A 26,357-nucleotide genomic window follows, 5' to 3' on the forward strand; every position below is an offset into this window, starting at 1 on the left:
TTTAGTCTCTAGCATTCAGATACTGCCTGATTTCACGCATGACTCCAGTTAGCGAAGATTCGCTCGGCACATAGTCAAACAGGTGCCCAGCCTTGCGATTGTGCGAATAGTAATGGGCTTTGGGGCCTGTGGCATTGACCCTTGCCTGGTCACCCGCAATTGTGTATCGCAGGCCGAACTGCTCGTTCAAGGCAGTCAGCAGTTCGAACTTGCCAATGGGAGCCTGGCTGTAGCAGTCGACTACGTCATTGCACGCTGGCGACTGCAGGATCCGGTCGATCAGTTGTAGGAAATCGGCGGGGGTGAGGTAGTCCCGAAGCATGTCATCGGGTGCCACCTCCAGCACGGTGCCTGCTTGCAGTGCACGCAGAATGTCGCTGAGGAAGAATCGAGCCTCTAGAGCCTGGCGATGGCTAAAGTAACTGAATACCCTCACATCGACAATGGCGGCGTTAGGCAGCGCTCGATGGCGGCACTCGGCCTGGAATTTGGCCGCGCCGTACCAGTCCTGTGGCTTTAGCCCATTGATCGTGAATATTGCCTTCGAGTCCTCAGTTATAGGTGTTTCGAAGTTAGTCCCGTATGCCGCGCCGCTGCTTAGGTAGATGTACCTGCATTGAGGGTGGCGTTGCAGATACTCCAAGGCGAGATTGTCGTACTGCTCGGTGACGGTGAAGATATCCTTACCCATCTGTACGGCCCGGGCAGGGTCACCAACGCCAACAAAGTTGATGATCGCATCGAACGGGCAACTGTAATCGAAGCCGGCGTAGTCGAGTACGGTAAATTCCTTGCGCTCGGCAATGGCCCAAAACTCGGCATCGAGCGAGCCCGGTGCGCGCACGAACAGGGTGCATTCATAAGCAGTATGTTCAGCGATGCTGGCTATCAGGTCTTTGGCGATATGACTGCTTGCCCCAAGGATGGCAAGATTCATTTACCCAGATCCAGCACTGGCGACTGTTCATCGATCGGGCGGCCAAACTCAAGGCGCGGCCGGCATTCCCGAGCATCTGGCACCATGACTTCGATGAGCATGGGTTTGCCGTTGGCAAGAAACTCGGCTACAGCGGCCTTGAATGCCTCCAGATTGACAACGCTAAGCGAATGTATGCCATACGCAGCGCCCAGCGCCTGGAACTGCGAGGTATAGCCGTCCCAGTAAGTCGAAGAGTTACGGCCCTCGAAGTACATTTCCTGGAAGCCGCGGACCATTCCCAGCGAGTGATTATTCAGTACTATGGTCAGGATCGGCAGCTGGTCGCGAGCAATGATGTCGAGTTCCTGGATATTGAGCTGCGCACCGCCGTCGCCGGTGATGACGATAACCGGTTTGTCACCTGCAATGCTGGCGCCCACGGCGGAAGGAATGGCAAAGCCCATGGTGCCCAGGCCGCCGGAGTGGTGCATGGCTTGGCCGGGGCCCAGGCGCAAGGTATGCGCGGCCCACATCTGGTTGTTACCAACGTCGGCAACATAGTCCAGCGCACGGTCGGCAGTCAGATCGTTGAGGTTGTTGAACAGCTCAAACGGGCTGATGTTCCACGCCGTGTACTCATCAACGAACGATCGCTTGAAAACCTGTGCCAAGTGGGCGCGCCAGGCCGCTGGAGTAGGTTGCAGCTTGGCAGCATGCGCAAGGAAGTCGGCAAACACCGCGTCCAGGTCGGCATGGATCGACCCTTGGGCCTTGACCCTGTTGTCCAGCTGGGCCGCATCCAGATCGAACTGGATGATGCGCGCATTCGGGGCGAACGTTTCGGCTTTGGCCCCGGTCTGGCGCACGTCCATGCGGCTACCAAACACCACCAGCAGATCGCAGTGTTGGACAGCATGGTTGGCTGCGCGGGTGCCATAGGCACCAAGCATGCCGAGGTAGTGTTCGCTTGCCGTGAGTTTTTCAGCCCCTTTCAGGCTGGCAACATGGGGGATGCCCAATTTGCCCACCAGGCTCAGCCAATGGCTGAACTCAGGGCTGTTGACTGCGCCACCGCCGATCAGGAATACCGGTTTTTGAGCCTTGGCCAGTGCAGCCCAGACGTCGCTGAACGAGGTGCGCTGCTGGGCAGCAGGCGTTTTTTCATTGGCCAAGTCGTACAGTAATAGGTCCAGCACCGCGTCATCGATATCGGCGCGCTGGATGTCCATGGGAATGTCCAGCAGGACAGGCCCCGGACGGCCTTCTCGAGCGATTCGGATCGCTTTGATAAGGCAGGGGATCAGTTCATCGACATGGGTGACTTGGTGAGCATACTTGGTGATGCTGCTCACCAAAGCAACGCTGTCCAGCTCCTGGAAGCCCTGCTGACGTATGGGCCTGTCGCCCTTGAGTTCGTGGGTGTTGACTTGACCAGTCAGGAACAGGCAGGGGTGACTATCCAGCCAGCAATCTGCAATGCCAGTGATCAGGTTGGTGGCGCCGGGTCCACTTGTACCCAGTGCCACGCCCATGATCTTGTGATGAGTCGCACGTGCGACAGCAGATGCAGCAAAGGCAGCGCCTTGCTCATGGTGCATTGATACCAACTTGGTTTTTCCGAGCAAGTTAATACTGTCCACCAGATGGGTAATCATTCCACCGATGAGCTCAAAACCATACAGGACATTACTGTCTGCAAGTACTTTTGCTACTGCATCCGAAGCTTTCATATGTTAGAAACCGATCCCGAAGAACTCTTCCAGTTTTTCACCGACGTAATCGAAATGTTCTTGGCCCAGGGAGGGCTGGACGCCCAGCCAGAAGGTTTGGTTCATGGTCCGGTCAGTGTTGGTCAGATCGCCCACGACGCGGTACTCGACGTTATGGAAGTACGGCTGGCGGGTCAGGTTGCCGGCGAACAGCAGGCGTGTACCGATCTTGTTCTGATCCAGGAACTTGAGCAGGTCGACACGTTTGACCCCGGCGCTTTCCTTCAGGGTGACCGGGAAGCCAAACCAGGACGGGTCGCTGTTAGGGGTCGGCTCGGCGATTTCAAGAAAATCGCTCAGGGACGACAGACGCTCCTTGAGCAACTTGAAGTTGCGCTTGCGGGTTTCGATGAACTCGGGAGCGCGGTCGAGCTGTGCCAGTCCGCAGGCCGCTTGCATGTCGGTGATCTTCAGGTTGTAGCCTAAGTGCGCATACACGTACTTGTGATCGTAACCTTGTGGCAGGCTGCCGAATTGCTGACCGAAACGGTTGCCGCAAGTATCATCGCAACCGGGCGCGCAATAGCAGTCTCGCCCCCAGTCACGGAACGATTCGGCTATCAGTTTGAGCTGAGCATTATTGGTGAATACCGCGCCACCTTCACCCATGGTGATGTGGTGGGCCGGGTAGAAACTCAGGGTGGCGATGTCGCCAAAGGTCCCAACCAGCTTGCCGTCATAGGTCGCACCGAGTGCATCGCAGCAATCTTCGACCAGCCACAGATTGTATTTTTCGCACAGGGCTTTGACTTTACCCAGGTTGAAGGGGTTACCCAGGGTATGGGCGAGCATGATCGCCTTGGTCTTGGGAGTGATGGCCGCTTCGATCAGCTCAGGGTCAATGTTGTGGGTCGCCATGTCGACGTCAACGAAGACCGGAATCGCGCCGAACTGCACGATCGGGTTGACCGTGGTGGGGAAGCCTGCAGCCACGCCAATGACTTCGTCACCTTTCTTGATGGCACGGTCGCCCAGCTTGGGAGAGGTCAATGTGCTGAACGCAACCAGGTTGGCCGAGGAGCCCGAATTGACGGTAATGAGGTAATTGACGCCGAGAAATTCGGCCAACTTCTTTTCGAATTCGGCATTGAAGCGACCGGTAGTCAGCCAGCCATCAAGTGAGGCTTCGACCATCAGTTGTAGTTCGCGAGCGCCAATCACCTTGCCGGAAGGAGGGATAACGGTTTCGCCCCCAACAAAAGGTTTGGCAGCCAAGGCAAGCTCGGCGTAACGCTCAACGAGCTGGCTGATTTCCTGACGGAGCATATCGGGGGTCATAATAGTTCCTGCTTAAAGCTCTTAGTTGGTTAGGCGCCAGAGGCCATGGCTGCCATATAACCGTTGATTTCGTTGACGCAATGGGCGTGCATATCCTCGCCTCGCAACCAGGCGCGATGCCAGGTGACAATGCGGGTTAGTGTGGCTTCCAGGCTCCAGGTGGGTTCCCACTTCAAGTGGGTTCGGGCTTTGGAAATATCCAGCTTCAAGTAGCGCGCCTCATGGGGCTGGGGGTCACTGTCAAGTTGCCAGCTCGCACCGGCACCCCATGCTCCTACCATTTGATCGAGTATCCATTCGACGGGGCGTGCATCTTCATCTCGGGGACCGAAGTTCCAGCCTTGCGCGAATGCCTGGCCATGCTCCCACAGGTGTTGAGCGAGGACAAGGTAACCACTGAGCGGTTCCAGGGCATGTTGCCACGGGCGCGTTGCTTTCGGGTTGCGAACGATCACCGGCTGGCCTTTTTCGACGGCGTGCAGAATGTCAGGAATGAGGCGATCTTCTGCCCAGTCACCGCCACCGATCACGTTACCGGCACGTGCCGAGGCCAAGGCTGGCGCGCCATCAGCGTTAAAGAATGAATTGCGGTAGGCGGAGGTGACCAGCTCTACGCAGCCTTTGCTGTTGCTGTAAGGGTCATGGCCGCCCATGGGTTCGTTTTCACGATAGCCCCACTCCCATTCTTTGTTTTCGTAGCACTTGTCAGTCGTTACATTGACGATTGCGCGCAGGTTTGGGCATTTGCGTGCCGCCTCCAGCACATGAATAGTGCCCATGACATTGGTGGCATAGGTTTCAACCGGCTCCCGGTAGGACAGCCTGACCAAGGGTTGGGCGGCCATGTGGATCAGAATATCCGGATCAAAAGCCGTCATGCTTTCAGCAATGGCTTGCAGGTCGCGAATATCGCCAATCTGCGATGCAGCCATGCCTTGTTCTACGCGCGCCTGTTCAAACAGCGACGGTGTCGTAGGTGGTGCCAGTGCGAAACCTTTGACGTGCGCACCCATGTCTTGTAGCCACAGGGACAACCAGCTGCCCTTGAATCCGGTATGACCTGTGAGGAATACCTTCTTACCCTTCCAGAAGTCAGCTGAGACGGTAGCTTTCATATTATTCCCAGGATTTCCAAGGTGCCTTGCCATTTTGCCAAAGTTTTTCCAGCAGGTTTTTATCGTGCAAGGTATCCATTGGCTGCCAGAAGCCCTGGTGCTCGTGCGCCATCAACTGACCATCCGCTGCCAGCCCCATCAAAGGCTCCTGCTCCCAGACAGTGCTGTCGTCGATCAAGTATTCGAGGACTTGGGGTGACAATACAAAAAAGCCGCCATTGATCATGGCGCCATCGCCTTTGGGCTTTTCCTTGAAGTTGAGCACTTGGCCTTGCTTGATATCCAGTGCGCCAAAGCGACCTGGTGGATACGTGGCAGTGAGGGTAGCGGCCTTGCCATGCTGTTTGTGAAAGGCAATGGTGGCACTGATATCTATATCACCGACGCCATCGCCGTAGGTGAAGCAGAACGCTTCTTCATTTCGAACGTAATCGGCCACGCGGCGCAAACGACCTCCGGTCATCGAGGAGTCACCGGTGTCAACCAATGTGACATTCCAGTTTTCAGCGCGTTTGTCGTGCACTTTCATGGTGTTTTCACGCATGTTGAAAGTTACATCCGACGAGTGCAGAAAGTAATTAGCGAAGTACTCTTTGATTAGATAGCCTTTGTATCCGCAGCAGATAATGAAATCATTGATGCCATGCGCGGAATACATCTTCATGATGTGCCAGAGAATTGGTTTTCCACCAATTTCGACCATTGGCTTAGGACGTACACTGGTTTCTTCGCTCAGGCGTGTACCCAAGCCGCCTGCCAAAATGACCGCTTTCATGATTGCTCCTTATCAGTTTGAGCTTACAAATGCATCTGAATAAAAGTTTTTGACGGGCAGTCCAGAGGTTATCAGTGCATCCCGTGCGGAATGAATCATGTCTTCCGAGCCGCAGGCGTAGACAACCGATTGTGTGAGATCGATGGAGTCTTTGATCAGCGCTGATTGTACATGGCCAGTACGTCCTGTCCACTGAGCATCCGCTCGCGAAAGCACCGGTATGAAGGTGGCGTCCAATCCCTGAAGTTGTGGGTTCCAATAGATGTCGTTGAGCGTACGGCCTCCCCAATAGATGAAGACCTTCTTACCAACGGCCAGCGAGGGGTTGTCAAGCAATTGCTCAAGCATGGCCTTGACGGGAGCAATACCAGTACCCGTAGCCAGGAAAACGATGTTCCTAGCGTCCTTTTCACGCAGGCTGAAGGTGCCTAGCGGGCCTTCCAGTCGTAATAGATCGTTGGCCTTTGCACGGGCGAACCAGTACTGCGACATCATGCCTTGCTCGACCTCCCGGATCTGTAGTTCCAGCTTTCCGTCGGCGCGCTGTGCATTGGCGATGGAGTAGCTGCGGCGCAGACCAGCTTCGCCGATGATGTCGAGGTACTGTCCTGGCAAATAAGTGAGCTTGCTATTGGGCGGCACTCTAAGGATGACTTCCACAACATTGTCGGCGAGCTTGTTGATCGTGTCGATTCTGCAGGGGAGTGTCTTTACGGCAATGTTTCCGAGCGCTCCAAGATCTTCGGCGTCGATCTCCACATCGGTGACGGCATGGCGGCAGCACGTCAAGATCAGTCCTGCGGCGCGCTCGTCGGATGTCAGAGAGGTCTCACCCTTGAACGCTTCAGTTTCACCGGAGAGAACTTTGGTTTTGCAAACGCCGCAGCGCCCGGTCCTGCAACTGTATTCGAGAGTGATGCTCTCAGCCCTGGCACTGTCGAGCATTGATTTGCCTGTCTCGGAGCTGAATGATTTCCCGTTGTGAAGTTTTACTGAAGCCATATTGGTTACCGGATTTGAAAATTCTGTGCGGGCTACAATGCTGCCGTCAGCTTGCTCCAGAATCGAAGATTCGACGTATATGAAAAATGGAGATTTTATTTTACGGGTTTGAATAAAGGTGAACGGACAGCGGGCGCGGAAAAAACAACGTGTGCTTCAGAAAGTGCTTCTGGCGATATTCGTGATCACTGCGGTTCTGTTCGTAGGGCATGTGTTAACAAGCCCTTATAATCGGGAGTTTCAATACTGCCACCATACGAGCAATCACCAAATTATTCTCATGAAATCCATCATCATCCTGAAAGCCAACGTCCATGTCGGGTATGAAGTGGGGCCGCCTAAGGAGTCAGTCTCATGCCTTCAAATTTTTGAATGATAACCTAGGTGTGAGTTGTATGCACCAATTGTTGCAGGGGGGGCTGCGTTGGTTGCGCGGTCGGCCTGCCACGCTAGCTTGATGTGGCAGGCCTAAATAATATGCTGCTATCTGCTATCTGCTATCTGCTATCTGCTATCTGCTATCTGCTATCTGCTATCGAGCGTGTTAGGTTTTGTACGAAAAGTAATGTCGCAAACACCGCATGGCACAAGCCAGTGAGGCCATCGCGGCATAACTTTTCGCGAGTTTGTCGAAGCGCGTAACGATGCGGCGGTTTTCCTTCAGCCACCCGAACATACGCTCGATGATGTTGCGCTGGCGGTACTTGGGCTTGTCGAACGGTCTCGGCAACCCCGGTTTGGGTTTGCGCTTCATGTTGCGCAGAGGAATCACCGGCTGCATCCGATACCGGTCGCAGTAACGACGCAGAGATTCGGCGTCATAGCCTTTATCTGCCAACAACCACCGACAGCGCTTACGGGGACGACCGCGCAAACTTGGGATGTGTGCCTCGTCCAGCAAGGGCTGGGCATAAGCGATGTCGCTGGCTTGCCCGCCCGACAACAGAAATTTCAGAGGCACACCATTCGCGTCGCACAGCATGTGGATCTTGGTCGTCAGGCCGCCCCGGCTGCGCCCGAGCGCATGATCTTGCGGTACTTCAGACCCCTTTTTTCCCGGCGCCTGATGAGGCTCGGGTTGCACGAACGGCAGTGGAGTCGATCATCCAGGTTTCAAAGTCAATCAGGCCTTGCTCGTTCAACCGGATGTGGAGTTGTTTGAGCATTTGGTCGAAAAGCCCGCGATTACACCAGTCGCGAAAGCGTTGATACACCGTTGGCCACGGGCCGAAGCGCTCGGGCATGTCACGCCAGGCGGCGCCTGAACAAAGCACCCAGAGCACGCCGTTGAGCATCAGCCGATCGTCTGTCTAAGGGCGTCCGTTACGGCGGGTTTCACTGAAGATGTCTGCAACCAAGTCCCAGGCTGCGTCCGGAAGTTCGTACCGTTTAACCATCGTGGGCTCCTGCCTTTGATGGACGCGGACTCTACTGATTCCTGACGTTTGCGGGAGTCAAATGAGTTTCAGCGGATTTCATACAGAGCCTAAGTTTCAGGGATGGCCAAACTATACAGGTTAGTAACGACGAGGGTTTTGGTGTCCACTTCCACGGCACGTTTGACTTCGGTCAGCGTTACTACCTGGGTGTCGAAGTCGACATCCGTGAAAGCTGGTTTGCCGCCGATGGTCTGCACGGAAGTGGTGGTGTACATGCCGGCGTTGGCTGCCGTCGTGATCACGCCGCCTTTTTCAACGCCCAGCGCCTTGAGGGTCAGTTCGATCGCGTCGGTGCTATTGGCGACGGTAATGCAGTGAGCGGGGTCAAGGTATTCGGCAAACGATGCTTCAAAGCGTTTGACCTCTAGACCCAGGATCACCCATTCGCTGGACACCACACGCAGAATGAATGCATCAATTTGGTCCTGGAATTTTGCAGTTTTCGCGTTGAGGTTATTGATTTGTTGCCTCGAGAGACTCCCCTTGAGGCGTAATCCGCTACGTGTGGTGTTATTACTTTGACTCGAAATGTTCTGGTCACCGGATCAGGCAAGGAGCCCCAGATGCTTGCGGTGTGAGCTTTTAATCAAAATAACGGGGGGGGGGGGCTCTATCGTTCCCGGGGCCTTGCACGAACAGCTCTGATTGCAAATCGTCCAGAATAACGAGGAGGACATGTCGACAGCAACGGATTTGAGACTTTGAGCGGCGAAGGGGAAAGCAAAAAACAGCGCTCAAAATGAGGGGCTTTCGTGATAGATTAATCCTTTGCTATCTATTTCCTGAATCGGTTTGAAATGTCGAAAAAAATACTGGTGACCGGAGGAGCGGGATTTTTAGGGAATGCCTTGATACAGCGTTTTTCCACTATTCCCAATACATCGGTTGTAGCTCCGCTAAGAAATATAAATATTAAGTTACCCGATTCAGTAGAGAAGACTTATATATCCAATATCGATGAAGCAACCGACTGGGGCGCATCACTCTCTGGTGTTGATATTGTCGTGCATGCGGCGGCGCGGGTGCATGTCATGCACGAAAATCCTGAGCAGTCGCTCGAAAAGTTTCGCACCGTCAATGTCAAAGGCACGCTTCAGCTTGCCAATCAGGCTGTAATGGCCGAGGTGAAGAGATTTATTTTTATCAGTTCCATTAAGGTCAACGGGGAAGTTACACCGTTTGGACAGCCTTTTACGGCAGATGATACTCCGGCACCATTGGATGCTTACGGGATATCAAAGTACGAAGCTGAGCAAGCACTGTTGAAGCTTGCTGAAAGTTCACAAATGGAAGTTGTCATTATTCGTCCAGTCCTTATATACGGTCCGGGTGTAGGTGCTAACTTTCGTCAAATGATGCACTGGCTTTCAAAAGGTTTTCCTCTGCCATTTGGTGCGGTGACCAACCAGCGAAGCTTTGTATCTCTGGAAAATATCGTCGATCTGGTTGTTACCTGTGTCGATCATCCCTGTGCAGCAAATCAGGTTTTTCTAGTTAGCGATGGTGAGGATGTTTCAACGACTGAGTTGATGCGACGTCTTGTTGCTCACCTGGGGGGGAGAACCTGGTTGTTGCCCATTCCAGGAGCACTACTCGTTTCTGTGGCCAGGCTGCTGGGGCGGGGTGCGATAGCTCAGCGGCTATTCGGTTCGTTACAGGTCGATATCAGAAAAAACCGGGAGTTACTGGGCTGGCAACCGCCGTACAGTATGGATGATGGATTGAAATCGACGGTGATACGTTTTCTGGAGTCTCGCAAACAATGAGTTACGCCTGGTTCATTCCACTGGCTTTCAGTATTTCGTTTGGGCTGACGGCAGCGTTGCGCAGGTATGCAATTTCTCGCAGCCTGATCGATGTTCCCAGCGCACGCAGCTCTCACACGGTTGCAACGCCGCGTGGTGGTGGTGTTGCAATTGTCATTGCGTTTGTCCTGTCGTTGGGGTTTTTATATGCCGTTGGATTGATGTCCACAGCTGGTTTAATTGCGGGCGTGGGCGCTGGTATCGCGATAGCGTTGATTGGTTTCATGGACGATCACGGCCATATTGCTGCGCGCTGGAGATTGCTGGGTCACTTTGCTGCCGCTGCCTGGTTCCTGGCCTGGATCGGTGGGTTGCCTCCCATGGAGTTGTTTGGCTTTTCCGTTTACCTCGGCTGGATTGGTCATGTGTTGGCTGCTTTTTATCTGGTATGGATGCTCAATCTTTACAATTTCATGGACGGCATCGATGGTATCGCCAGTATTGAAGCCATCTGCGTTTGCCTTGGGGCCTGTCTGCTCTATTGGTTGTCAGGCCTGGACAGTCTTATTTGGGCTCCGCTACTGCTCGCCGCTTCCGTGACCGGCTTTCTGTGCTGGAACTTCCCTCCCGCACGCATATTCATGGGGGACGCCGGCAGCGGATTTCTCGGCATTGTGTTGGGTGGGCTTTCGCTGCAGGCAGCCTGGATAAGTGCGCCGATGCTCTGGGCGTGGTTGATCTTGCTAGGAGTTTTCATCGTCGATGCGACATTCACGCTGTTTCGCCGCTTGCTTCGGGGAGACAAGGTCTATGAAGCGCATCGCAGTCATGCCTATCAGTTCGCCTCTCGTCGGTTTGGCAGCCATTTGACGGTTACAGCGGTCGTAGGAGCGATCAATTTGCTTTGGTTGTTGCCTATCGCACTGGGCGTTACGCAATTCGGCCTGAACTCAGGGATAGGGTTGATTCTGGCCTATGCTCCACTAGTTGTGTTGGCCATTAAATTTCATGCCGGTGAGCTTGAAGCACCACAGAAAAAAACTGAGTAACAGTTCTGTCATTTGGGTTTCAAAGTGGATGAGATGCGCCTATAAGGTTCCACTACGGTGATATGGCAGTTGAAAGGAGAAAACTGAGGTGTTTGAAGAGTTAATGGATAAGGTCAGAGCACACCTTTTAGGGCTGCCCAGGCGTCGCAAGCGATTGCTTCAGGTTGCCACAGACATTGTTCTAGTCTGGGCTGCTCTGTGGTTGGCATTCATCGTCCGTTTGGGGATCGATGATATGTACAACCCCTTTAGGGTCCATCTCTGGCTGTTTGTCAGCGCCCCAATCGTTGCCATTCCTCTTTTCATCCGCTTCGGCATGTACCGCGCCGTCATGCGCTATTTCGGCAACGACGCACTCATCGCGATCATCAAAGCTGTCAGTTTGTCGTCACTGATCCTGGCAGTGGTGGTTTATTGGTACAGCAATCATCAAGCCGTCGTCCCACGCTCGATCATTTTCAACTACTGGTGGCTAAGCCTCGTCATCATCGGCGGCCTGCGCCTATGCATGCGCCAATACTTCATGGGCGACTGGTTCGCCGGTGCTCATCATGTACCGTTCATCAATCGTGATGACGGTCTCACCAAGGTTGCAATCTATGGTGCTGGCGTGGCCGGCAATCAGTTGGTCGCTGCGCTTCGCATGGGCCGGGTCATGCGCCCTGTGGCGTTCATCGATGATGATTCAAGCATCGCGGACCGGGCAATTGCCGGCCTGCAGGTCTACAAACCCAAGCACATTCAGCAGATGATCGACGAGACGGGGGCCCAGGAAATCCTTCTGGCGCTGCCGTCTTCTACCCGTGCACGACGTCGGGAAATCCTGACTTTCCTGGAGCGTTTCCCGCTACACATCCGAAGCGTGCCGAACTTCAGCGACCTGGCCAGTGGTCGGGTGAAGGTCGAAGATATCCAAGAAGTGGATATCGCCGACTTGCTCGGGCGTGATTCGGTGCCGGCGCAGCCGGATTTGCTCGAGCGTTGTATCAAAGGCAAAACGGTCATGGTCACCGGAGCGGGTGGGTCGATTGGCGCGGAGCTTTGCCGGCAGATTTTCACACTGGGTCCGACTACGCTTTTGCTGTTCGATCACAGTGAGTTCAACCTCTACAGCATCCTGACGGAATTGGAGCAGCGCGGCTGTCGTGAGTCGCGTCCTGTCAAGCTGTTGCCGATTCTTGGTTCTATTCGTCATCAGGACAAACTGCTGGATGTGATGAAGACTTGGGGCGTGGACACGGTCTATCACGCCGCAGCTTACAAGCATGTGCCGATGGTTGAGCACAACATCGCCGAAGGTGTACTGAATAACGTCATCGGTACGCTCAACACCGCTCAGGCAGCATTGCAGTCAGGTGTTTCCAACTTCGTGCTGGTCTCAACCGACAAGGCAGTCCGTCCGACCAACGTGATGGGCAGTACCAAGCGCCTGGCTGAGTTGACGCTTCAGGCCTTGAGCCGTGAGATTGCGCCGGTTCTATTCGGTGATAAGGCCAATGTGTCCCGGGTCAACAAAACCCGTTTCACCATGGTTCGCTTTGGCAATGTGCTGGGGTCGTCCGGTTCGGTGATTCCCCTGTTCCATAGCCAGATCAAGGCTGGTGGGCCTCTGACGGTTACTCATCCGAAAATCACCCGCTATTTCATGACCATTCCCGAAGCCGCGCAGTTGGTGATCCAGGCGGGTTCCATGGGGCAGGGTGGTGATGTGTTTGTGCTGGATATGGGCGAACCGGTGAAAATCGTCGAACTGGCAGAGAAGATGATTCATCTTTCCGGTTTGAGTGTTCGTTCGGAGAAAAACCTGCACGGTGATATTTCGATCGAGTTCACCGGTCTGCGTCCTGGCGAGAAGCTTTACGAAGAGTTGCTGATTGGCGACAACGTATCGGCAACACAGCACCCAATGATCATGAGCGCCAATGAAGATCACTTGCCTTGGGATGTACTGAAGGGCCGTTTGCGGGAGTTGTTGGTGGCTGTTGATCAGGACGATTACACACGTGTCCGTCAGTTGCTGCGTGACACCGTCAGTGGCTACACCCCCGACGGTGAGATCGTCGACTGGATCTACCAGCAACGCCGTCAGGAACCCTGATTGTTTCACATCCCGTAACGGACACATTTTTGACAGGCTCCACACATCGCCTAAGTTTGGGAGGCAGCTTCGGAAAAGCTGCTTTCTCAATCGATGTCATGGAGCGTCAATTATGCGTACTGGTCTTTTCTCCTCTCTGGTTTTTGTCCTGCTCACCAGCGTCTCAACTTCTGTGATTTCGGCTCCAGCGGTCAAGCCGGAGGCCGGCAATGCACCGCAGATGCAAGAGGTTGCCCAGAAAGCACAGAGCGGCAAGGTGGATTTGAATATGGCCGATGCGTCGACCTTGCAACGTGAGTTGGCGGGTATAGGTGAGGCGAAGGCTAACGCGATTGTTGCGTACCGAGAAACTAATGGGTCGTTCGCATCGGTGGATGAATTGCTGGAAGTGAAGGGCATCGGTAAGGCGATTCTGGATCGCAATCGCGACAAGCTGGAAGTGAACTAAGCTGATTATTCCACGCCAAGGGGCCGGTCATTGACCGGCCTTTTTTCTTTCTCGCGGGTGCTGGGGAAGAATTGCCTTCTGTCGGGATGGTGAAAATTACGACTATCATATTCAGTTTAAATTATGCATATAATAAATAACTTTCCCGTCCGGGCTCCCTGAAACTCAGGCGCTTGGATCGCCCTCAAGCATCCCACAGGAGCACAGTCATGAATTCTGCCCAATCCCAAGGTACGGCCCTCGTCACTGGTGCTTCTTCCGGCATCGGTGCGGTTTACGCGCAGCGTCTGGCGTCGCGCGGTTTTGATCTGTTGCTGGTCGCTCGTGACCAGCAGCGGCTGGATGAGTCGGCGAACAAGCTGCGTGAGGACTATGGTGTTCAGGTCGAAGTACTCAAGGCGGATCTGACGCAAAAGGACGACGTACTCAAACTGGAGCAGCGGTTGCGCAGTGATTCGAGTATCAGCTTGCTGCTCAATAACGCCGGTGTGGCGGCGGAAGGCTTATTGGCCAATGCCGATACCGACCAATTGGAGCGCATGATTCAGTTGAACGTTACTGCGGTCACGCGCCTGGCATCGGCGGCGGCAGCCAGTTTCGCCAAGGCGGGCCGTGGCACGATCATCAACATCGCCTCGGTAGTGGCTCTGTTTCCCGAGCGCTTCAATGCGACCTACAGCGCCAGCAAGGCGTATGTGTTGAGCCTGACGCAGTCGTTGAACGCCGAGCTTGATGGCACGGGAGTCAAGGTCCAGGCTGTGTTGCCAGGGGTAACACGCACCGAAATCTGGGAGCGCTCCGGTATCGATGCTTCGCAGATTCCGGCGGAGATGGTCATGGAAGCCGGGGAGATGGTCGACGCGGCGTTGTCAGGGCTGGATCAGGGCGAGTTGGTCACCATTCCGTCGTTGCCGAATGCTGCCGACTGGAATGCCTTTGTGGCGGCTCGTCTGGTGATGGCGCCGAATCTCTCCAAAAACCACGCTGCTGCGCGTTACAAATGAAGCGACTGAATCTGCATGAGGTACTTGCGGTATGAGTGATCGTCGAGTGGTTGTAACGGGCATGGGCCTGGTGTCTCCGCTGGGTAGCGGGGTTGAGGTCGTCTGGCAACGTTTGTTGGCCGGATGCTCCGGGCTGCGCAATTTGCCCGAGGACGTGGTTGCTGACTTGCCGGCCAAGGTTGGCGGTGCAGTGCCAACTGCGGTGGACGATGTCGAGGCGGGTTTTGATCCTGACCTGGCGACACCTCCCAAAGAGCAGAAGAAGATGGACCGTTTCATTCTGTTTGCCATGGAAGCGGCGCGTCAGGCGCTGGAGCAGGCGGGCTGGAAGGCGCAGACCGATGATGCACAAGAGCGTACCGCGACCATTATTGGTTCCGGCGTCGGCGGTTTCGGTGCGATTGCCGAGGCTGTGCGCACTACCGACAGCCGTGGCCCTCGGCGTTTGTCTCCGTTCACCATCCCGTCGTTTCTGGTAAATCTGGCAGCAGGACATGTGTCGATCCAGCATGGTTTCAAAGGCCCGTTGGGTGCGCCGGTGACAGCCTGTGCGGCCGGGGTTCAGGCGATTGGCGACGCGGCGCGGCTGATTCGTTCCGGCGAAGCGGACATCGCGGTGTGTGGTGGAGCAGAGGCGGCGATCGATCGGGTCAGCCTCGCCGGATTTGCCGCTGCTCGTGCGTTGTCGAGCGCTTACAACGACACCCCCGAGCGCGCCTCGCGACCGTTCGAAAGTGGCCGGGATGGCTTTGTCATGGGCGAAGGTGCCGGTCTGTTGGTGATTGAGTCTCTGGGGCATGCCTTGGCCCGTGGTGCGCAACCGCTGGCAGAACTGGTGGGTTACGGTACCAGCGCCGATGCTTTTCACCTGACGGCAGGACCCGAGGACGGCAGCGGTGCGCGTCGTGCGATGTCGTTGGCGTTGGCTCAGGCAGGCGTTTTGCCGGAGCAGGTCCAGCATCTCAATGCTCACGCCACCTCGACGCCGGTGGGCGATTTGGGCGAATTGGCGGCGATCAAGTCGCTGTTTGGTGCGCAGAACAAGATCGCGGTGACATCCACCAAGTCGGCCACTGGGCATTTGCTCGGCGCGGCGGGAGGCCTTGAAGCGATCTTCACTTTGCTGGCAATCCGTGATCAGGTTGTACCCGCGACGCTCAACTTCGACAACCCGGACCCCGCGACCGAAGGCGTGGACATCGTTCACGGTCAGGCCAGGCCGATGGCCATTGAATACGCGTTGTCCAATGGCTTCGGGTTTGGTGGGGTCAATGCCAGTGTGCTGTTCAAGCGTTGGAACGGTTAGCTCTGGGGCTCGTTCAAATGAGTCCGCGTGACGTCGAGAATCTGCTGGGCAAAATCGGGATTCTCGACGCTGCGCGAAAGCAGTAGCGCCCCCACGAGCGTCGACATGATGACGATGCTGCGATCCACGGTATTTTCACCACAAAGTGCGCCTTGTATCTGCTCAAGCCGCGCATTGAGGACCACGTCCGAGGTCGGGCTGGGCTGCCCGCGCATGCCCAGTTCCGATGACATGGTCAGCAGCGGGCAACCTTCGTGTGGCGAAGTCTGGTGCCATTCAGACAGATAGGCCTCGATGAACGCCTGCAACGGGCGATCCTGGGCGAACAGCTCGGCGCAAATACCGGCGACCTGATCACCAGCAGCCTGCAGCGCCTTTTCCACTAGTTCGTCCTTGGACTTGAAGTGCGAATAAAAGCCACCGTGAGTCAAGCCCAGCGCTTTCATCAGGGGTTGCAGACCGGTCGCACCAATTCCATCACGGCGAAAACGTTCCGAAGCTTCCTTGATGATGCGTTGGTGGGTCTGGGCTTTATGGTCCTGCGAGTAACGCATCTGATATCTCCGCATCAATGCGCCATATTAACCAATGAAAATTGGATGGTGACTGTACTTCTACTTCTAAAAAGCGTGCAGATGCGTCGAACTTGTTTAAATCCACATAAATACTGGCACGAATAGTGATTACTCTCTGACTGACGATTGTTGAACAATCCTGAGGCAAATGAGTATGAGCAGCGGACTGTCACTGGCCGACCACATCACCTTGGAGTTGCGCGCCGACATCATCGGCGGTCGTTTGCTGCCCGGCATGGCGTTGGTGGAAAACGATCTGGTGTCAGCCTATAACGCCTCGCGCAATACCATTCGTGAAGCCCTCCATCGCCTGGGGCAGGAAGGCCTGACCCGCTATGTGCGCAACAAAGGCGTGATGGTGCGGCGTTTGGGGTATGAGGATGTGCAGGACCTGTTCAAGGTTCGGCGCACGCTGGAGTTGCAAGCCATCAGCACCAGTCGCCCGCTGCGCGACTATCAATCCGACCGGATGCTCGAGTCCCTTGAGGCCACTGAACTGGCCCGGGAGCGCGAAGACTGGCGCGCCGTCGGCACCCATAGCCTGGCCTTTCATCAACACATCGTCGGGTTGCTGCGCAGTCCGTTATTCGACGAATTCTTCACCAATGTCGTCGCGCAACTGCGCCTGGTGTTTTGCACCGCCCCTGATGAATCAAGTTTTCAGGCGCCCTGGCTGGTGCGTGACCGGCAGATCCATGAGTTGCTGCTCGAAGGCGACAAGCGCGCCGCCGAGGATGCGATGAGCCTTTATCTCGACGATTCCGAACACCTGCTGTTGCAAATGTTGAACCCTTCTTCCCATCACTGATCGAGGATTCTTGCCATGTACAAAGACTATCCGGCGGCCTATCAAGTCAGCAAAGGCTCGGCCTTGCAGGTGGACAAAGCCTTCTATGAGCGGGTGCGCGACACAAAGGACGGGCGCACGCTGATCGAATCGTTCGAAGTGCCGATTCGCACCGGTCGCGCCTGGAATGTGCCGGCTGGGCATGTATTTCGGGTGACGACGCCGGTCGGTCCGCAAGTGGGGGACTTCAACGTGTGGAATGCCCACGATCCTCGCGAACGCCTGTGGGCCTCGCGCACCCGGCAGCTGCAGGGCGCGCACGTCAGCACCCATGACCGGCTCTGGTCGAACCTGCCGTTTTTGCGACCGCTGGTGACGATTACCGATGACAGCCTGGCCGGTTATGGCATCGATGAACACGGCGGCCGCTTGCACGATCTACTGGGCACCCGTTGTGATCCCTATGTGAACAAAATGCTCACCGGCGAAGATTTCCATCACCACTGCCACTCCAACCTGACCCGTGCGGTGCTGCCCCATGGTCTGACCGAGTTTGATGTGCATGACGTGCTGAACATTTTCCAGTGCACGGGCCTGAACCACGACGACATGTACTTCATGAAAGCCTGTCCGGCGCAGAAGGGTGACTACCTGGAGTTTTTTGCCGAGATTGATCTGTTGTGCGCGCTTTCAACATGCCCTGGCGGTGATCTGTCGCTGGCCATGTGGGGACCGGATGCGCAGGATCCTTTGAGCGTCTGCCGACCGTTGGGGGTGGAGATTTATCGGTTGGATGATTCGTTGCTGGAGGGCTGGAGCCAGCCGGAGCGGGCGGCGTACAAAGGATTGCATGGCTTGCACATTGCCAAGGCGGAGTGGGAGAAATAATTAGCAAATCACACCGTTGACCGTTGTAGGATCGAGGCTTGCCTGCGATAGCAACCTTGATATTTTTCTATCGCAAGCAAGCATGAAACGGGATAAGGAACTGCCCTATAGTGTGAGCTAGGGCGAGGAACAAAGGGCGGGCGCGGGGGCGTCACATCTATTGATTTTGCACCACGATCTGCCTATATCGATTAGCAAAACGGCCATTAAGTTGTAAGATTTGGCTTTTGTTCGATAGTGGCAATTTCCCATATCGCTTCGGAGTAGACCTGACAAGCTTTCGCTTTCATGGATTAGGCAGAGCTTGGCAGGCATTCCTGTTAGCAACACAAGGGCATGATTTCGCGTGAAAATTTTAGTAACCGGTGGCGCCGGGTTTATCGGCTCGGCAGTCATTCGTCATATCATCTCCAACACTAGCGACTCTGTGGTTAACGTCGACAAGCTTACGTACGCCGGTAATCTTGAGTCTTTAGCCGAAGTTAGCCTGAACTCGCGCTACGCATTCGAACGTGTCGATATTTGCGATCGTGACCAGATTGACCGTGTCCTGCGCGAACATCAACCGGATGCGATCATGCACCTGGCCGCAGAATCCCACGTGGATCGCTCGATCTCCGGGCCCTCTGAGTTCATCCAGACCAACATCATCGGCACCTATACCTTGTTGGAAGCAGCACGCCAGTATTGGGTGGCTCTGGACGATACCCGTAAAGTCAATTTCCGCTTCCATCATATTTCGACTGACGAGGTTTATGGCGATATTGGAGGGGCGGAAGATCTTTTCACCGAAACGACGCCGTATCAGCCAAGCTCGCCGTACTCGGCCAGTAAAGCCAGTTCGGATCATCTGGTTCGTGCTTGGGCCCGGACTTATGGTTTGCCGACGTTGGTCACCAATTGTTCGAATAACTACGGTCCCTGTCACTTCCCGGAGAAGTTGATCCCACTGATTATTCTCAATGCGCTGGAGGGCAAGCCATTGCCAGTTTATGGCAAAGGTAATCAGGTTCGTGATTGGCTGTACGTGGAAGATCATGCTCGTGCGCTGTATAAGGTTGTGACTGAGGGGGTTGTTGGCGAGACTTACAACATCGGCGGCCATAACGAAAAACAGAATATTGAAGTAGTGCATACCCTGTGCTCCTTGCTTGACGAGTTGCTCCCTGACTCTGCTTATCGTCCGCACGCGGCGCTGATCACTTATGTTCAGGATCGCCCGGGTCACGACCAGCGTTATGCCATCGACGCTAGCAAAATCCAACGTGAGCTGGGTTGGGCGCCGGAAGAAACCTTTGAAACCGGTATCCGCAAGACCCTCGAGTGGTACCTCGACAACACTGAATGGGTTGCCCATGTAAAGAGCGGCAGCTACCAGCAGTGGATCGACAGGAACTACGCAGATCGTTCGAGCAAGGAATGAAAATTCTATTGCTGGGAAAAAATGGCCAAGTCGGATGGGAGCTACAGCGGTCTCTCGCCCCCCTAGGCGAACTGATCGCTCTGGATCGTCAAACGGTCGATGGCATGTGTGGCGATCTGTCTGATTTGGATGCTCTGCGCACGACGATTCGCCTGGTTAATCCCGACGTGATCGTCAACGCTGCCGCCTATACTGCTGTGGATAAAGCTGAATCCGAGACAGAGTTGGCTGATTGTGTGAACAGTCAGGCATGTCAAGTCATGGCTGAGGAGGCTGCATCGCTGAATGCATGGTTGATTCACTACTCGACTGATTATGTCTTCAGTGGTGAAGGTTCAGCGCCATGGCAAGAGACAGATGCAGTTGCGCCGATCAATCACTATGGCGCCAGTAAACTGGCTGGTGAGCAAGCGATCGTCGCATCGGGGTGCAAGCATCTGATATTTCGCACTAGCTGGGTATATGCCGTCCGTGGCAACAATTTCGCCAAAACCATGCTGCGATTGGCCAAGGATCGCGAAACGCTGAACGTAATCGCCGATCAGATTGGGGCACCAACGGGTGCGGACTTGATTGCTGACGTGACCGCGCTGGTTATTCAGCAAATTATGAATCGCGTCGATTTGGCGGGTGTTTATCATCTGGTTGCCAGCGGAGAAGTGTCTTGGCATGGCTACGCCAGTTACGTAATCGAATTCGCTCAGGCCAACGGCGAGGCGCTTGCAGTGACTGAGGTTAATCCGATCGAAACAGCGGCTTATCCAACGCCTGCGCGCCGCCCTTTAAACTCGCGTCTGAATACTCAGAAGTTGCGTGATAATTTTCATCTAGATTTGCCGGAATGGCAAAGTGGTGTAATCCGAATGCTGAGGGAAGTTCTGAATAAATGATCACGACAAATCGCAAAGGTATTGTCCTCGCTGGCGGTTCGGGCACTCGTCTACACCCACTGACGCTTGGTGTGTCCAAGCAAATGCTGCCGATATACGACAAACCGATGATCTTTTATCCGCTTTCGGTTCTGATGCTCGCGGGCATACGCGATATTCTGATCATCTCTACTCCGGATGACTTGCCTAGTTTTCGCAAGTTGCTGGGCGATGGCAGCCTATATGGCATCAAACTAGCTTATGCCGAGCAACCCAGTCCGGACGGATTGGCGCAATCCTTCATTATTGGCGAAGAGTTCATAGGGACGGATCCTTGCTGCCTAATCTTGGGCGATAATATCTTCTACGGTCAGCACTTCTCGGATAATTTGCGTTCTGCAAGTTCTCAGCAGCAGGGCGGTACCGTATTCGCCTACCATGTTTCTGATCCGGGACGATTTGGTGTTGTTGAGTTCGACAACACCGGTCGTGCGCTGAGTATTGAAGAGAAACCGCTGAAGCCGAAATCCAACTATGCAGTGACAGGTTTGTATTTCTACGACAACGATGTGGTCGAGATAGCCAAAGGCATCAAGCCATCTCAACGTGGTGAGCTGGAGATTACCGATATCAATCTTGCCTATCTTGAGCGCAATTCTCTCAATGTCGAAATGCTCGGTCGTGGTTTTGCTTGGCTTGATACGGGTACTCATGAATCATTGCTGGAAGCCAGCCACTTCGTGCATACCATAGAACAGCGTCAAGGCTTGAAAGTGGCTTGTCTGGAAGAGATCGCTTACAACAATGGCTGGATAGCAGCCCAGCAGTTGGCCGCTCAAGCCGAAGCCCTGAAAAAAACCGGTTATGGTCAGTACTTGCATCAGTTGCTGGAGTCGTCTTCAAACTGACTCGAAAGCCCAACTCTTTCGAACAGTGGCGTTTAACGGGTGCAAGCTGGCATTTGTTGCTGGACGGCAGGAGCCACCCGCAGCGTACGGTGTACAAAGGATTGCATGGCTTGCACATTGCCAAGGCGGATTGGGAAAAATAATTAGCCAATCGCGCCGTTGACCGTTGACCGTTGACCGTTGATGTAGGAGCGAGGCTTGCCCGCGATGGCAATCTCAGGAACGCCATCGCGGGCAAGCCTCGCTCCTACAGAATTAACGAATCACCGAATCAGCGATTGTTCAGCGGTCCCGCGCATCCTTGGCGTCCGCCTCTGCATTGCGTTCAGCCACGCGTCGGCGTTGTTCATCGGTCAGCTCGACCTTGTTGGCGGTGTCACGCAGCATCATCAAACCGCCAACGATCGAGCCGATGGCAACGATCAGAATCAACCAGGCATACCAGGGCATAGGACTCTCCTAAAGGGCAGGCCGATTGGCGGTTTTCGTCAATCGATCGTGCTTACCACTATTGAGCGATTTATTTTCGCAGTGGTTCCATTCTATGCCTGATCTGCTCAATACCTCATGATTTACCCTTCCCGTGTAGGAGCTGCCGCAGGCTGCGATCTTTTGATTTTGATTTTAAAAGCAGGATCAAAAGATCGCAGCCTGCGGCAGCTCCTACATGAGATAGCGTTTTAGAGTCCGGTGAGCATTGCATCTGCCGGTGCATCGGCTCGCAATTGGGCGGTGAGTAAGAAGTACAGGAAGCCCACCACCATGAAAGCTAGGAAAATCAGGCCGATCAGGGTGTTGAACCAGGCCATGGCCACCAGGCACACCCCCGCCAGCAGCAGTGCAATGAATGGTACCAGCGGGTAGCAGGGCGCGCGGAAGGTGCGTTCGAGGTTCGGTTCGGTCCTGCGCAATTTGAATAGGCTGAGCATGCTCATGATGTACATCACGATGGCGCCGAACACCGCCATGGTGATCATCGCTGCGGTCAGCGTCATGCCGCCGAGGTTGATCAGGCCATCGCTGTAGATCGCGGCGATGCCGATCACGCCACCGGCGATGATTGCCCGGTGCGGTGTCTGAAAGCGCGACAGCTTGGCCAGGGAGGCCGGCAGGTAGCCTGCGCGGGCCAGGGCAAAGAATTGCCGTGAATAGCCGAGGATGATCCCGTGGAAGCTTGCCACCAGCCCGAACAGGCCGATCCACACCAGCATGTGCAACCAGCCGGAGCTTTCGCCGACCACGGTTTTCATCGCTTGCGGAAGCGGGTCGTTGATGTTCGACAGGGTGCGCCAGTCACCAACACCCCCGGCGAAAAACATCACGCCCATCGCCAGCATCACCAGGGTCAGGATGCCGCTGATATAGGCCTTGGGAATCGTGCGTTTGGGGTCCTTGGCTTCTTCGGCGGCCATGGCCGCGCCTTCGATGGCGAGGAAGAACCAGATCGCGAACGGAATCGCCGCGAACATCCCGGCAATCGCCGGTGCACCGAATACATCAGAACCGGCCCAGCCATTGAGGGCGAAGTGGCTGAAGCTGAAGGCCGGCGCGACCACCCCCATGAATACCAGCAACTCAGCCACCGCCAGCACGCAGACCACCAGTTCAAAGGTCGCCGCCAGTTTTACGCCGAGGATGTTCAGGCCCATGAACACCAGATAGGCGCCAACCGCTGCGTGTTTCGGATCGAGGGCGGGAAACTGCACGTTGAGGTAAGCGCCGATGGCCAGGGCAATGGCCGGCGGGGCGAAGACGAATTCGATCAGCGTTGCCAGCCCGGCAATCAATCCGCCTTTCTCGCCAAAGGCACGGCGGCTGTAGGCAAAGGGGCCTCCAGCATGGGGAATCGCAGTGGTCAGCTCGGTGAAACTGAAGATGAAGCAGGTGTACATCGTGGCGATCATGAATGAGGTCACCAGAAAGCCAAGGGTTCCGGCCACGCCCCAACCGTAACTCCAGCCGAAATACTCCCCGGAAATCACCAGCCCGACCGCAATGCCCCACAGATGTAATGTGCCCAGCGTGGGTTTGAGTTGTGTGTTCATGCCTGTGCTCCCTAAACGGTTTGGAAGGTTCGGGAGAGGGCGTGTGCAGTGGGCGTGCCAGTGTTGTGATGGCAGTCGTAAAGCTGGAGATGGCGTCGTATCGGGGATGTTCAGCGTTGTCTATGCGTATTTGGGTGCGCCAGTTAGGGGCGTTATTGCATGTTCTGCCGCCTTCGCGGGCAAGCCCACTCCCACAGGTTCTTCGTCGTACATAAAATTTGTGTACGACGCCAATTACTGTGGGAGCGGGCTTGCCCGCGAAAGCGTCGGCCAATCCAACACCAAAGCCTCTAATTAGATGCAGAGGCTCGCCCCTCAAGAAAAGACTTCAGCATCCTTGAAGAAGGCAGCCGCCTGATCCTTCCCGGACAGTTGCGGAGCTTCTTCCAGTTGCCAGTCGATATCCAGGTCCGGATCGTCCCAGCGAATGCTGCGTTCAGCCGACGGGGTGTAGTAGTCGGTGGTTTTATAGAGAAACTCGGCGAAGTCACTCAGCACCACGAAACCGTGGGCAAAACCTTCCGGAACCCACAGCTGGCGATGGTTCTCTGCGGACAGGCGCACGGCGACCCATTTACCGAAATGCGGCGAGCTGCGGCGGATGTCCACGGCGACGTCGAGCACTTCACCCACGGTCACACGGACCAATTTGCCCTGGGTGTTTTCCATTTGATAGTGCAGGCCGCGCAAGACGCTTTTTTGCGAGCGCGAATGATTGTCCTGAACGAATTGAGTGTTCAATCCCGTTGCCGCTTCAAAAGCCTTCGCGTTGAAGCTCTCGTAAAAGAAGCCTCGCTCATCACCAAATACCTTCGGTTCGATGATCAGAACACCGGGCAAGTCGGTGGTGATTACATTCATGGTGTTTCTCTAGCTGTTAGCACGATGACCGACATTCTTGCTCAAAGCGCCAATCGGCGCGAGGGCCGATTTAGATAACTCGCCATCACCCCAGCGCAAACCCACTCTTTACGCATTCTTTATGCCCCGCACACACCCTCGATCTCGCTCCTTTACACCCTCCCTCCCGACAATATCCCTACACGCGGCAATACGCCGTAACACGGAGATTTTCCATGAGCGTTCTGGACGGGGTGTCGCTACTGCTGGCAGTGGGGCTGTTCATTTATCTGTTGGTTGCGCTGTTGCGCGCGGATCGGAGCTAGGAGCGGCTATGCACAGTTATGACTATTGGCTGATCCTCGCGTTTTTCGCGGTGGTATTGCTCCCGGCGCCGTTTCTCGGGCGCTTCTATTACAAGGTCATGGAAGGCCAGCGCACCTGGTTGACGCCGATCCTGGGCCCAGTGGAGCGTGGCTGTTATCGACTCGCCGGGGTCGACCCGCAGGCCGAACAGAGCTGGCAGAAGTACACCCTGGCCTTGCTCGCCTTCAACCTCGCAGGTTTCCTGCTACTGTTCGTGATTCTGTTGTTTCAGGATCACCTGCCACTCAATCCGCAAAACCTGCCGGGCCAGGAGTGGACGCTGGCGTTCAACACCGCCATCAGTTTCATGACCAACACCAACTGGCAGGCCTACAGCGGCGAAGCTTCCCTGAGCTATCTGAGCCAGATGGTCGGCCTCACCGTGCAGAACTTCGTCAGCGCCGCCACCGGCCTGGCTGTTCTGGTTGCCCTTTGCCGTGGGATCGGCCGCAAGTCCACCCAATCCCTGGGCAACTTCTGGGTCGACATGACCCGCGCCACCCTCTACGGCCTGTTGCCGTTGTGCCTGCTGCTGGCGCTGTATCTGGTGTGGCAAGGCGTGCCACAAACCTTCGCGCAGTACGTGAATGCGCTGACCGTGCAGGGCGCCGATCAGGTGATCCCGTTGGGCCCAGCGGCCAGCCAGATTGCGATCAAACAGCTGGGCACCAACGGCGGTGGTTTCTTCGGCGTGAACTCGGCGCATCCGTTCGAGAACCCGACGGCCTGGACCAACCTGTTCGAGCTGGCGTCGATCATCCTGATTCCCGTTGCACTGGTATTCACCTTCGGCCACTACGTCAAAGACCTGCGTCAGAGCCGGGCGATCATCGCTTGTATGTTGGCCCTGTTCCTGATCGGTGGCGCCACCTCGCTGTGGGCCGAGTATCAACCGAACCCGGCCCTGAACAACGTCGCCGTCGAACAGACTGCGCCGCTGGAAGGCAAGGAAACTCGCTTCGGCACCACGGCCACCGTGCTGTGGTCGGTGACCACCACCGCAGCTTCCAACGGTTCGGTTAACGGCATGCACGACAGCCTCAATCCGCTCAGCGGCATGGTGGCGCTGGTCAATATGATGGTCGGCGAAGTGATCTTCGGCGGTGTCGGCGCCGGGCTCTACGGCATGTTGCTCAATGTGCTGATCGCAGTGTTCCTCGCCGGCCTGATGATCGGCCGCACCCCGGAATACCTCGGAAAGAAACTGCAAGCCAAAGAAGTGCAATTGCTGGTAGTGACCTTGATGGTCATGCCGATTGGCGTGCTGGTGCTTGGGGCGATTGCCGCGAGCTTGCCCGGTCCGGTGGCCTCGGTAAGCAACCCCGGCGCCCACGGTTTCAGCCAGTTGCTCTACGCCTACACCTCGGCCAGTGCCAACAACGGCTCCGCGTTCGGTGGTTTCGGCGCCAACACGCCGTTCCACAACCTGATGCTGGGCCTGGGCATGTTGATCGGTCGCTTCGGCTACATCCTCCCGGTTCTGGCTTTGGCCGGCAGCCTGGCGATGAAGAAAACCGCGCCGATTGGCCAGAACAGCTTCCCGACTCATGGCCCGCTGTTCGTGACCCTGCTGACCGTGACCATTTTGCTGGTGGGTGGCCTGACCTTTCTGCCGACCCTGGCGTTAGGCCCGATTGCTGAACATCTGAGCATGGCTGCTTTTTAAATAAGGAGCTGAGGATCTAATGATGAATATGCCCGTAACTAAA

24 protein-coding genes and 1 pseudogene are annotated in these 26,357 nt (G+C 55.5%); 13 read left to right on the forward strand and 12 right to left on the reverse strand.

The window, feature by feature from the left end; all coding sequences use genetic code 11:
- Position 1 precedes the first annotated feature (1 nt).
- The 8 genes and pseudogenes from ABTV22_RS08415 to ABTV22_RS08450 form a co-directional block, all read right to left on the reverse strand.
- The gene (locus tag ABTV22_RS08415; RefSeq protein ID WP_433739409.1) at positions 2-937 is read right to left on the reverse strand and encodes an NAD-dependent epimerase/dehydratase family protein; all 936 of its coding nucleotides are present in this window, start codon (positions 935-937) and stop codon (positions 2-4) included.
- Positions 934-2,649: a thiamine pyrophosphate-binding protein gene (locus ABTV22_RS08420; RefSeq protein WP_433739410.1), complete on the reverse strand. Its 1,716-nt coding sequence runs from the start codon at positions 2,647-2,649 to the stop codon at positions 934-936. The genes ABTV22_RS08415 and ABTV22_RS08420 overlap by 4 nt, the downstream gene beginning before the upstream one ends.
- Positions 2,650-2,652: 3 nt before the next feature.
- On the reverse strand, positions 2,653-3,966 hold the full coding sequence (gene rfbH / locus ABTV22_RS08425; protein WP_433739411.1) for a lipopolysaccharide biosynthesis protein RfbH: 1,314 nt from the start codon (positions 3,964-3,966) through the stop codon (positions 2,653-2,655).
- Between the two features lie 29 nt (positions 3,967-3,995).
- Positions 3,996-5,081, reverse strand: a complete 1,086-nt coding sequence (gene rfbG / locus ABTV22_RS08430; protein WP_433739412.1) for a CDP-glucose 4,6-dehydratase — start codon at positions 5,079-5,081, stop codon at positions 3,996-3,998.
- A gap of 1 nt (position 5,082) precedes the next feature.
- A complete protein-coding gene (gene rfbF / locus ABTV22_RS08435) occupies positions 5,083-5,856 on the reverse strand; it encodes a glucose-1-phosphate cytidylyltransferase (RefSeq protein ID WP_433739413.1) in 774 nt (257 codons plus the stop codon).
- A gap of 12 nt (positions 5,857-5,868) precedes the next feature.
- Complete coding sequence (locus ABTV22_RS08440) at positions 5,869-6,801, reverse strand: FAD-binding oxidoreductase (RefSeq protein ID WP_433739414.1); 933 nt, start codon at positions 6,799-6,801, stop codon at positions 5,869-5,871.
- 601 nt (positions 6,802-7,402) lie between these two features.
- Positions 7,403-8,255, reverse strand: a pseudogene (locus ABTV22_RS08445) (IS5 family transposase).
- 89 nt (positions 8,256-8,344) lie between these two features.
- Entirely contained in the window at positions 8,345-8,692 is a 348-nt protein-coding gene (locus ABTV22_RS08450) for a DegT/DnrJ/EryC1/StrS family aminotransferase (RefSeq protein WP_433739415.1), read from the reverse strand.
- A 402-nt stretch (positions 8,693-9,094) separates the two neighbouring features.
- Between ABTV22_RS08450 and ABTV22_RS08455 the strand changes: the two genes are divergently transcribed.
- The 6 genes from ABTV22_RS08455 to fabF all read left to right on the forward strand — a co-directional run bounded on the left by ABTV22_RS08455 (position 9,095) and on the right by fabF (position 15,947).
- A complete protein-coding gene (locus ABTV22_RS08455) occupies positions 9,095-10,063 on the forward strand; it encodes a UDP-glucose 4-epimerase family protein (RefSeq protein ID WP_433739416.1) in 969 nt (322 codons plus the stop codon).
- Positions 10,060-11,091, forward strand: a complete 1,032-nt coding sequence (locus tag ABTV22_RS08460; protein ID WP_433739417.1) for an MraY family glycosyltransferase — start codon at positions 10,060-10,062, stop codon at positions 11,089-11,091. Before ABTV22_RS08455 ends, ABTV22_RS08460 begins: the two co-directional genes overlap by 4 nt.
- A gap of 103 nt (positions 11,092-11,194) precedes the next feature.
- On the forward strand, positions 11,195-13,189 hold the full coding sequence (locus ABTV22_RS08465) for a polysaccharide biosynthesis protein (protein WP_433739418.1): 1,995 nt from the start codon (positions 11,195-11,197) through the stop codon (positions 13,187-13,189).
- 112 nt (positions 13,190-13,301) lie between these two features.
- Positions 13,302-13,637 (forward strand): ComEA family DNA-binding protein, encoded by a 336-nt coding sequence (locus ABTV22_RS08470; protein WP_433739419.1) that lies wholly within the window; start codon positions 13,302-13,304, stop codon positions 13,635-13,637.
- 209 nt (positions 13,638-13,846) lie between these two features.
- The gene (locus ABTV22_RS08475; protein ID WP_433739420.1) at positions 13,847-14,641 is read left to right on the forward strand and encodes an SDR family NAD(P)-dependent oxidoreductase; all 795 of its coding nucleotides are present in this window, start codon (positions 13,847-13,849) and stop codon (positions 14,639-14,641) included.
- Between the two features lie 31 nt (positions 14,642-14,672).
- Positions 14,673-15,947 (forward strand): beta-ketoacyl-ACP synthase II, encoded by a 1,275-nt coding sequence (gene fabF / locus ABTV22_RS08480; RefSeq protein ID WP_433739421.1) that lies wholly within the window; start codon positions 14,673-14,675, stop codon positions 15,945-15,947.
- Here the strand turns inward: fabF and ABTV22_RS08485 are convergent.
- Positions 15,944-16,501 carry a TetR/AcrR family transcriptional regulator gene (locus tag ABTV22_RS08485; protein ID WP_433739422.1) on the reverse strand — a complete coding sequence of 186 codons (558 nt, stop codon included), beginning with the start codon at positions 16,499-16,501 and terminating at the stop codon, positions 15,944-15,946. The genes fabF and ABTV22_RS08485 overlap by 4 nt on opposite strands.
- Positions 16,502-16,676: 175 nt before the next feature.
- Here ABTV22_RS08485 and ABTV22_RS08490 point away from each other — a divergent pair, with 175 nt between their 5' ends.
- The 5 genes from ABTV22_RS08490 to rfbA all read left to right on the forward strand — a co-directional run bounded on the left by ABTV22_RS08490 (position 16,677) and on the right by rfbA (position 21,397).
- The gene (locus ABTV22_RS08490; protein ID WP_433739423.1) at positions 16,677-17,330 is read left to right on the forward strand and encodes a GntR family transcriptional regulator; all 654 of its coding nucleotides are present in this window, start codon (positions 16,677-16,679) and stop codon (positions 17,328-17,330) included.
- Between the two features lie 15 nt (positions 17,331-17,345).
- Positions 17,346-18,197: an urea carboxylase-associated family protein gene (locus tag ABTV22_RS08495; RefSeq protein ID WP_433739424.1), complete on the forward strand. Its 852-nt coding sequence runs from the start codon at positions 17,346-17,348 to the stop codon at positions 18,195-18,197.
- Positions 18,198-18,543: 346 nt separating this feature from the next.
- On the forward strand, positions 18,544-19,620 hold the full coding sequence (gene rfbB / locus ABTV22_RS08500; protein WP_433739425.1) for a dTDP-glucose 4,6-dehydratase: 1,077 nt from the start codon (positions 18,544-18,546) through the stop codon (positions 19,618-19,620).
- Positions 19,617-20,510, forward strand: a complete 894-nt coding sequence (gene rfbD, locus ABTV22_RS08505) for a dTDP-4-dehydrorhamnose reductase (protein ID WP_433739426.1) — start codon at positions 19,617-19,619, stop codon at positions 20,508-20,510. The genes rfbB and rfbD overlap by 4 nt, the downstream gene beginning before the upstream one ends.
- Positions 20,507-21,397: a glucose-1-phosphate thymidylyltransferase RfbA gene (gene rfbA, locus ABTV22_RS08510; protein WP_433739427.1), complete on the forward strand. Its 891-nt coding sequence runs from the start codon at positions 20,507-20,509 to the stop codon at positions 21,395-21,397. Before rfbD ends, rfbA begins: the two co-directional genes overlap by 4 nt.
- Positions 21,398-21,679: 282 nt before the next feature.
- Here the strand turns inward: rfbA and ABTV22_RS08515 are convergent, their stop codons facing one another.
- The 3 genes from ABTV22_RS08515 to rfbC form a co-directional block, all read right to left on the reverse strand.
- On the reverse strand, positions 21,680-21,847 hold the full coding sequence (locus tag ABTV22_RS08515; protein ID WP_121103779.1) for a DUF2897 family protein: 168 nt from the start codon (positions 21,845-21,847) through the stop codon (positions 21,680-21,682).
- A 230-nt stretch (positions 21,848-22,077) separates the two neighbouring features.
- Positions 22,078-23,442, reverse strand: coding sequence for an ethanolamine permease (gene eat / locus ABTV22_RS08520; RefSeq protein WP_433739428.1), 1,365 nt, complete (start codon positions 23,440-23,442; stop codon positions 22,078-22,080).
- Between the two features lie 315 nt (positions 23,443-23,757).
- Positions 23,758-24,303: a dTDP-4-dehydrorhamnose 3,5-epimerase gene (gene rfbC / locus ABTV22_RS08525; RefSeq protein WP_433739429.1), complete on the reverse strand. Its 546-nt coding sequence runs from the start codon at positions 24,301-24,303 to the stop codon at positions 23,758-23,760.
- A gap of 215 nt (positions 24,304-24,518) precedes the next feature.
- Between rfbC and kdpF the strand changes: the two genes are divergently transcribed.
- The gene (gene kdpF / locus ABTV22_RS08530; protein WP_032830911.1) at positions 24,519-24,608 is read left to right on the forward strand and encodes a K(+)-transporting ATPase subunit F; all 90 of its coding nucleotides are present in this window, start codon (positions 24,519-24,521) and stop codon (positions 24,606-24,608) included.
- A gap of 8 nt (positions 24,609-24,616) precedes the next feature.
- Positions 24,617-26,314, forward strand: a complete 1,698-nt coding sequence (kdpA, locus tag ABTV22_RS08535; protein WP_433739430.1) for a potassium-transporting ATPase subunit KdpA — start codon at positions 24,617-24,619, stop codon at positions 26,312-26,314.
- Positions 26,315-26,357 lie beyond the last annotated feature (43 nt).

This window comes from Pseudomonas putida (assembly GCF_050990305.1).
In the GTDB taxonomy this organism is placed as follows: domain Bacteria; phylum Pseudomonadota; class Gammaproteobacteria; order Pseudomonadales; family Pseudomonadaceae; genus Aquipseudomonas; species Aquipseudomonas putida_AH.

Bases quoted from the DNA above. Each gene is read 5' to 3' on its own strand.
- fabF (WP_433739421.1), top strand. From the start codon at position 14,673: ATGAGTGATCGTCGAGTGGTTGTAACGGGCATGGGCCTGGTGTCTCCG.
- ABTV22_RS08485 (WP_433739422.1), bottom strand. From the start codon at position 16,501: ATGCGTTACTCGCAGGACCATAAAGCCCAGACCCACCAACGCATCATC.
- eat (WP_433739428.1), bottom strand. From the start codon at position 23,442: ATGAACACACAACTCAAACCCACGCTGGGCACATTACATCTGTGGGGC.
- rfbA (WP_433739427.1), top strand. From the start codon at position 20,507: ATGATCACGACAAATCGCAAAGGTATTGTCCTCGCTGGCGGTTCGGGC.
- ABTV22_RS08440 (WP_433739414.1), bottom strand. From the start codon at position 6,801: ATGCTCGACAGTGCCAGGGCTGAGAGCATCACTCTCGAATACAGTTGC.
- rfbC (WP_433739429.1), bottom strand. From the start codon at position 24,303: ATGAATGTAATCACCACCGACTTGCCCGGTGTTCTGATCATCGAACCG.
- kdpF (WP_032830911.1), top strand. From the start codon at position 24,519: ATGAGCGTTCTGGACGGGGTGTCGCTACTGCTGGCAGTGGGGCTGTTC.
- ABTV22_RS08420 (WP_433739410.1), bottom strand. From the start codon at position 2,649: ATGAAAGCTTCGGATGCAGTAGCAAAAGTACTTGCAGACAGTAATGTC.
- rfbH (WP_433739411.1), bottom strand. From the start codon at position 3,966: ATGACCCCCGATATGCTCCGTCAGGAAATCAGCCAGCTCGTTGAGCGT.
- rfbF (WP_433739413.1), bottom strand. From the start codon at position 5,856: ATGAAAGCGGTCATTTTGGCAGGCGGCTTGGGTACACGCCTGAGCGAA.
- ABTV22_RS08415 (WP_433739409.1), bottom strand. From the start codon at position 937: ATGAATCTTGCCATCCTTGGGGCAAGCAGTCATATCGCCAAAGACCTG.
- rfbG (WP_433739412.1), bottom strand. From the start codon at position 5,081: ATGAAAGCTACCGTCTCAGCTGACTTCTGGAAGGGTAAGAAGGTATTC.
- ABTV22_RS08475 (WP_433739420.1), top strand. From the start codon at position 13,847: ATGAATTCTGCCCAATCCCAAGGTACGGCCCTCGTCACTGGTGCTTCT.
- ABTV22_RS08495 (WP_433739424.1), top strand. From the start codon at position 17,346: ATGTACAAAGACTATCCGGCGGCCTATCAAGTCAGCAAAGGCTCGGCC.
- ABTV22_RS08455 (WP_433739416.1), top strand. From the start codon at position 9,095: ATGTCGAAAAAAATACTGGTGACCGGAGGAGCGGGATTTTTAGGGAAT.
- ABTV22_RS08460 (WP_433739417.1), top strand. From the start codon at position 10,060: ATGAGTTACGCCTGGTTCATTCCACTGGCTTTCAGTATTTCGTTTGGG.
- ABTV22_RS08470 (WP_433739419.1), top strand. From the start codon at position 13,302: ATGCGTACTGGTCTTTTCTCCTCTCTGGTTTTTGTCCTGCTCACCAGC.
- ABTV22_RS08490 (WP_433739423.1), top strand. From the start codon at position 16,677: ATGAGCAGCGGACTGTCACTGGCCGACCACATCACCTTGGAGTTGCGC.
- ABTV22_RS08465 (WP_433739418.1), top strand. From the start codon at position 11,195: ATGGATAAGGTCAGAGCACACCTTTTAGGGCTGCCCAGGCGTCGCAAG.
- ABTV22_RS08515 (WP_121103779.1), bottom strand. From the start codon at position 21,847: ATGCCCTGGTATGCCTGGTTGATTCTGATCGTTGCCATCGGCTCGATC.
- rfbD (WP_433739426.1), top strand. From the start codon at position 19,617: ATGAAAATTCTATTGCTGGGAAAAAATGGCCAAGTCGGATGGGAGCTA.
- kdpA (WP_433739430.1), top strand. From the start codon at position 24,617: ATGCACAGTTATGACTATTGGCTGATCCTCGCGTTTTTCGCGGTGGTA.